Source organism: Acetobacter sp., assembly GCF_052102375.1.
Classification (GTDB): Bacteria; Pseudomonadota; Alphaproteobacteria; order Acetobacterales; family Acetobacteraceae; genus Acetobacter.
On sequence record NZ_JBQDXI010000006.1, the window covers coordinates 132,763 to 138,844 of the forward strand.

Genomic DNA, 6,082 nt, shown 5'->3' on the forward strand with positions numbered 1-6,082 from the left:
CTCAGGCCATTTTAGCAAGAGTGGAAACGCAGGGAATATGCCCCACCCTTGTTTTCTCTTGTTCGTCTTTAAAACTGCTCGATCGACACAGGCTGAGTTGTTGGTTCTGTCTCGCTATGTTTCAAGGCTGTTTCAATATCAGAGACAATTTCTATTTTGCCGCGTGCGTACGCTGTTGCAAACCCTTGCGTTACGGCCGCATCCAGCATGGCAATAACCTGATCAGCCCAGCCTGCTGTATTGACGATAATAATTGGCTTTGCATGCTGCTGAAGTTGCTTCCATGTCAAAATTTCCATCATTTCGTCAAATGTTCCAAAGCCGCCGGGTAGTATCCAGAAGGCATCTGCACGGGAAAACATGATCTGTTTTCGCACATGCATGGAATCCACAACTATCAGTTCAGCAACGCCCTCATGCATAACTTCCCGCTTATGCAGGAAATGGGGAATAACACCGGTAACCTGCCCCCCTGCCTGTAAGGTTGCATCTGCCACAACCCCCATGAGCCCCTGTGCGCCACCACCATAAACCAGCCTGATATTTTTCTCCGCCAGCATCTGACCAGCCTTCTGTGCAACCTGTTTGTACAGCGGGTTATTCCCCAAGCGTGACCCGCAAAATACGGCAACAGCTTTAACAGATACTGGCATTTCTATTTTCTCCTGCTTGCGTTTCTTTGTTGTATTGTCTCATGGTCTTTTAACGAACACCAGATGCATCCAGCCGCTCTCTGCTTTTTAAAACAAAACAAAGCGCCATACCTGCCAGGCAAACTAAAGCTGTTACTTCAAACATGGGGCCATATCCCCACACTGGAATAATAAGCCCTAACAGGGGGCCGGACACACCAATAGCAATATCCAGAAAAAGCGAGAACGCTCCTATAGCAGAACCTCGGTTTTCTGCTCCTACCTGTGCAACGGCCCCAACACCAAGCGCTGGAAACACAAGAGAAAATCCTGCACCGGATATCCCTGCCCCAAGGCAAGCCCAGAATGGTGTGGGAGCCCACGATAAAACAGAGAGCCCCAAGGCCTCAACCAGCAAGGAGACTATCGCCACACTGGCCCCCCCATACCGTGCAATCTGTTTGGTAAAAACAAAGCGGGTTAGTACAAACACTATCCCAAACAGCGCTAGCGCCGTAGCAATGCCATTCCAGTGATTATCGGCAAAATACAAAGCCAGAAGCGCTGAAATAGCCCCAAACCCTATAGACCCGGTAGCGAGTGCCAACCCAAAAGACCAGACGCTGGAAAGCGTTTTGAAAAAAGATTGAGGACGCACCCCAGATAGAGGCGCAACAGCAGGCTGCCTGAGAGCTAACGGAAGCCCTATGAGCATAAGAAGTGTGCACATTAGCCCCACGCCACAATATCCTGAGAAAAGGGAGGCGACCTGACTATGATAAAGTACTGTTGCAACAGGAGCCCCTACTGCAATGCCCCCATAAGAACAAACCCCATTCCAGGAAATAACCTGCGCTGTGTTGGCTGCACCAACGCGCCGAATGTTCCAGACAATAACCGCCGTTGAAACCCAGCTTTCTGCAAAGCCAAGAATAATACGCCCTGCAAAAACACAGACCAGCGCCATGGTCGGCCATTCTGCCAGTAATGCTGCGGCCGTTATGAACAGCCCGCACAATACCCCAGCACCAAGACCTATCAGCACAACATGTCTGGGGCCCTGTGTGTCAATTCTACGCCCCACCCCCACACGGGTGACAAAGGTCGCCAAATACTGAACTGACACGGCAAAACCAGCCATGGCAGAGCTAAAACCCAGTTTTTCACGCACAAACAAAGGCGTTACCGCCATTTGCAGGCCGATGACCATGTAGCAAAGCAACGTGAACAGCACGACAGCCCATAAAGTTCTGACAACAGATGGCGGACGTGCAGACACAGCAGGCATAAAAAACTCTCTTAATGGCCCCAGCAATGCTTTTTTGCACTCTGGTCAGTCTTTTCTGGTTCGAGACTGAAAAAACTGCAAAATTCGTCTCTCATACTTCACACAGGCAGCAAGGAAACCTTATGACCAACCCCGTGCCCGACGCTGGCGGCTACCTCGTTCTCTCTACTCGCATTGCCTATGAAAACCCATGGACCCGCGTAAGGGAAGACATCATTCGTCGTCCCAACGGGAAAGACGGCTTATATGGCGTGGTAGAGCGGGGTCAATTTGTTGTTATCCTGCCCTTTGGTCGGGATGAAGATGGCAAACCGACCATTACCTTGATCAACCAGTACCGTTACCCTATTGGCCAGCGTTTGTGGGAATTACCTATGGGAATGTGGGAATCCCGTCCAGATGCAACGCCCGCAGAAGTTGCCGCAGGAGAATTGCGGGAGGAGACGGGTTTAAGTGCCGGAGCCATGCACCATGCAGGTATTGTGTATCAAGGGGCGGGCTATTCCACCCAAAAAGGGCATGTCTATCTGGCCACTGATCTGACGCAAGGCCCCACACAACTGGAAGAAACCGAACAGGATATAACCTGTCATACATTTTCACTTGAGAAAGTAGAAGATATGATAAGAAAAAATGAGATTACCTGTATGGTGACCCTCGCTGCTTTTGGGCTTTTGAAAGCTCAAAATCTTATCTAAAATAAACAGGGCCACGCTGACATCAGCGTATCCCTGTTCTAACCCTTTGTGTTCCCGTCACTAAAAATCAGAACGGGCGCACAATCACCATAATAACAATAATCATCATAAGTACGGTCGGTACTTCATTCGCAATACGATAGTAACGTTCTGAATGGCGGTTCTGGTCACGCTCAAAATCTTTACGCCAGCGTGCACAAAAACCGTGAAATAGAAACATAAAGACCAAGGCAGTCATTTTACAGTGCCACCAGCCTGCATGCCAATCTACACCACCCGGCGTTAGTACCAGAAGCACACCAAAAACAAGGCTTGCAATCATGGCGGGATTGATAATAGCCCGCAAAAGCCGCCGTTCCATAATCTTAAAACGTGCGCTCTCCTCAGATCCTATCTGAACCTGACAATGGTAGACAAACAAACGGGGCAGATAAAACATGCCGGCCATCCACGCCATGACAGACATGACGTGAAAAGCCAAGATCCAGCGCATCCAAGGTAGAAGTGTTTCAAGCATCATGAAATTCTGCCTGCCTCAACAAAGTTTTTTGTAACAAGGGTGCAAATTCTGACAGATGATGAATAACCAAAAGATTAGGCCATTCTGGTACAGATTCCCCCTTAGCCCGCAGTAACACACACACCATACCGGCATCTACAGCAGCACGTGCGCCCGTATTGCTATCTTCCAGCACAACACAATTTGCAGAACTTACCCCTTCCTGCTGTGCTGCGTACAGATAAACATCTGGTTTTGGTTTTGGTACACCCATATCTTGTGCAGAATGAATGCGGTTTTCAAAATATTGGGTCATGTTCGTTGCCTGAAACTTGGCTTCCATTTCTTCACAGGAAGAGTTTGAACCAACTCTTACAGGCAAACCAAGTTTCGTAATATCTTCAAGCATGTCATGAACCCCATCAATGGCGTCCACGCCTTGCTTCATAGCAACAACAAAACGCTTTTTTGTGGCATCAATCCAGTTTGATGGTAGCTGATTCCCTGTTTTTTCTTCTATTATTTTTTTAACTGTCGGCAATGCCATGCCCGAAAATGTTGCAACGGCATTTTCATCTGCCACATCCATACCAGCAGCACGGGCTTCTTCCGCACTGATACGGCAACAAGTTTCCTCACTATCTACCAGAACACCATCACAATCAAAGATGACCAGCTTGAGCTGGCCATCCGGAGAAAGAGCGAGTGGAGCTGCCATTATTCTGTTTCCCTGACAGTTCTAACCAGCTCTTCTACATGTTCAACGGGGGTTTGTGGCAAAACGCCATGACCAAGGTTAAAGACATGAGCCCGACCTTTGCCAGCATTGCGCACGCTTAAAGCTTCACGGCGCATAGCCTCACCCCCAGACAGCACAGCAAGAGGGTCCAGATTACCTTGCAGACCAATATGCTCTGGTATCAGTGTGCGTGCCAAAGACAGATCAGCCCCTGTATCAAGGGCTACAACATCTACTCCGGTTTCGCGGGCATATTCTGGCACGAGCATACCACCAAGACGTGGGAAACCGATAACACGCACTTTGGGGTGTTTGGCCTTGATCGTTTTAACAATTTGCCGTGTTGGCGCAATAACATGCTTGCGGAATTCAGACGGCGGAAGCAGCCCTGCCCATGAATCAAACAACATAACAGCTTCTGCGCCAGCTTCTATCTGGGCACACAGATAATCTGCTGTGGTTTCTGTCAACAATGCCATCAGCTTATCAAACAAGGCTGGTTCTGAAAAAGCCATGTCGCGGGTTACGGCAAACTCTCGTGAGCTACCGCCATCAACCATGTAGCAGGCTACGGTAAAAGGAGAGCCTGTAAAACCAAGTAATGTTGTTGCGCCAGCTTTTGCTGCACCAATATTTTCTGCACCATTTAATGTTTTGTGCAGGCGGCTCAGAGTTTCCAAAACGGGTGCCGTTGCTTCGGCAATACGGTTACGGTCAAGTTTTGCCAGATCCTGTGCCGTGCGTATGGCACCCAAAACCGGGCCTTTACCTTCTACAAATTCCAGTGACTGCCCCATAGCCCAAGGCAGGATCAAGATATCTGAAAACAGAATGGCACCGTCCATCCCGAACCGACGGATGGGTTGCAGTGTTAATTCTGTTGCAATGTCAGGTGTCATGCACCGTGTCAGAAAATCTGCCTTTGCACGCATAGCGCGGAATTCAGGCAAAAAACGTCCGGCCTGTCTCATCAACCACATCGGAGGGGGCCACAGGGCCTCACCATTCAGAGTTCTGAGAAGGCGTTTCGCGGAGGGGATGTGTGAGTTGCTGTTCATGCTCAGCAGTCCTGCACGTCTTTTCCCACGCTGTCCACGCCCCCTTAAATATAAAATAAGAGATAGAAATGATTGTTGAGAGTAGTAGGTACTGTGGATGACGGGGTACCCAGCATTCCAAAAATGTACCCCAGCTTTCCCACAGTGTGTACAGTTTACAGATGCTTGAGAAATAAGGTATTTTTCGACTTATCCAGAAAACTCCACAGAGAGGCTGTGTACAACTCACCGGTTCATGAGTCTTGAGAGTTGTGCACGGTACTCGGTACGCCGTTGTCATGACTGCCGTACAATCCACATGTACCCCGGTACTCATGACAGTACTCACAGGCCCTATTTTACGCAGTACCTGAAAGAGACTCGTAGCGATGACAGATTTAGTACTGAAACCGACTCCATTACAGAACAGTGATTCGTTGCTAGTACTAGCGAGCGGTTCTGTTACAAGAAGACATCTTCTGAATAGTGCAGGGCTTTCCTGTTCTGTCATGTCTCCGGATCTGGATGAAGCCGAGCTTAAACAAAAAGGCATGGCAGAGGGGTGGACTGCTGCAGAGACAGCCCTCCGGCTGGCCGAAGCAAAAGCTCTGGCTGTGCAAAAACCAGACGCCTTTGTTATTGGTGCAGACCAGATGCTGTCCTGCAACGGGACGCTTTATGACAAACCTGCCTCCCTTAACGCTGCACGGCAGCAACTTGAAGCTTTGCGGGGACAGACGCATACCCTGCATACGGCAGTGGTCTTGTGTCATCAGGAAAAAGTGGTCTGGCACCACGTGGCAGAGCCGAAACTCACCATGCGCACCTTCTCATCAGTATTTCTGGAAGCCTATCTGGCAGAAGAAGGAACCCGGTGTCTCTCTTCAGTCGGTGCTTACCGGGTAGAGGGGCCGGGGCTGCATCTGTTTGAACGTATTGAAGGCGAGCATGCTGCTATTTTAGGGTTACCGCTTTTCCCGCTCCTGCATGCTTTGCGAGACAGGGGGGTCATACTTTCCTAAAAAAAGGGGCTTGCAAGCTGTCACAACGCCTTGTATTAGCGAGCACACGCACATCATGCCCAAGTGATGCTGCCTGAAACAGTGTGGGGCCATAGCTCAGTTGGGAGAGCGCTTGAATGGCATTCAAGAGGTCGTCGGTTCGATCCCGATTGGCTCCACCAGTTTTC

Annotated in this window: 7 protein-coding genes and 1 tRNA gene; 3 read left to right on the forward strand and 5 right to left on the reverse strand. The window is 49.5% G+C overall.

The annotated features are described in order from the left end of the window. Window positions 1–68 precede the first annotated feature (68 nt). Both ACTIDN_RS04375 and ACTIDN_RS04380 read right to left on the reverse strand, forming a co-directional pair. Complete coding sequence (locus ACTIDN_RS04375; RefSeq protein WP_441376114.1) at window positions 69–653, reverse strand: TIGR00730 family Rossman fold protein; 585 nt, start codon at window positions 651–653, stop codon at window positions 69–71. Window positions 654–702: 49 nt separating this feature from the next. After that, window positions 703–1,920 carry an MFS transporter gene (locus tag ACTIDN_RS04380; RefSeq protein WP_415509217.1) on the reverse strand — a complete coding sequence of 406 codons (1,218 nt, stop codon included), beginning with the start codon at window positions 1,918–1,920 and terminating at the stop codon, window positions 703–705. A 122-nt stretch (window positions 1,921–2,042) separates the two neighbouring features. Between ACTIDN_RS04380 and ACTIDN_RS04385 the strand changes: the two genes are divergently transcribed. Further along, window positions 2,043–2,618 (forward strand): NUDIX domain-containing protein, encoded by a 576-nt coding sequence (locus ACTIDN_RS04385; protein ID WP_441376115.1) that lies wholly within the window; start codon window positions 2,043–2,045, stop codon window positions 2,616–2,618. A gap of 67 nt (window positions 2,619–2,685) precedes the next feature. Here the strand turns inward: ACTIDN_RS04385 and hemJ are convergent, their stop codons facing one another. From hemJ to hemE, 3 genes are read right to left on the reverse strand one after another with little or no spacing between them, the layout of a single operon-like run. Continuing rightward, window positions 2,686–3,138, reverse strand: coding sequence for a protoporphyrinogen oxidase HemJ (hemJ, locus tag ACTIDN_RS04390; protein WP_441376116.1), 453 nt, complete (start codon window positions 3,136–3,138; stop codon window positions 2,686–2,688). Then, window positions 3,128–3,838, reverse strand: a complete 711-nt coding sequence (locus ACTIDN_RS04395; RefSeq protein ID WP_441376124.1) for an HAD family hydrolase — start codon at window positions 3,836–3,838, stop codon at window positions 3,128–3,130. Before ACTIDN_RS04395 ends, hemJ begins: the two co-directional genes overlap by 11 nt. Then, a complete protein-coding gene (gene hemE, locus ACTIDN_RS04400) occupies window positions 3,835–4,914 on the reverse strand; it encodes a uroporphyrinogen decarboxylase (RefSeq protein WP_441376117.1) in 1,080 nt (359 codons plus the stop codon). Before hemE ends, ACTIDN_RS04395 begins: the two co-directional genes overlap by 4 nt. A gap of 368 nt (window positions 4,915–5,282) precedes the next feature. On the opposite strand from hemE, the gene ACTIDN_RS04405 reads away from it, so the two are divergent. Beyond that, window positions 5,283–5,915 carry a Maf family protein gene (locus ACTIDN_RS04405; protein WP_441376118.1) on the forward strand — a complete coding sequence of 211 codons (633 nt, stop codon included), beginning with the start codon at window positions 5,283–5,285 and terminating at the stop codon, window positions 5,913–5,915. 85 nt (window positions 5,916–6,000) lie between these two features. Next, window positions 6,001–6,076: transfer RNA gene (locus ACTIDN_RS04410), tRNA-Ala, on the forward strand. Window positions 6,077–6,082 lie beyond the last annotated feature (6 nt).

Excerpts from the sequence above, each read along its gene's own strand:
- ACTIDN_RS04375 (WP_441376114.1), bottom strand. The coding sequence starts at position 653 with ATGCCAGTATCTGTTAAAGCTGTTGCCGTATTTTGCGGGTCACGCTTG.
- ACTIDN_RS04380 (WP_415509217.1), bottom strand. The coding sequence starts at position 1,920 with ATGCCTGCTGTGTCTGCACGTCCGCCATCTGTTGTCAGAACTTTATGG.
- ACTIDN_RS04385 (WP_441376115.1), top strand. The coding sequence starts at position 2,043 with ATGACCAACCCCGTGCCCGACGCTGGCGGCTACCTCGTTCTCTCTACT.
- hemJ (WP_441376116.1), bottom strand. The coding sequence starts at position 3,138 with ATGATGCTTGAAACACTTCTACCTTGGATGCGCTGGATCTTGGCTTTT.
- hemE (WP_441376117.1), bottom strand. The coding sequence starts at position 4,914 with ATGAACAGCAACTCACACATCCCCTCCGCGAAACGCCTTCTCAGAACT.
- ACTIDN_RS04405 (WP_441376118.1), top strand. The coding sequence starts at position 5,283 with ATGACAGATTTAGTACTGAAACCGACTCCATTACAGAACAGTGATTCG.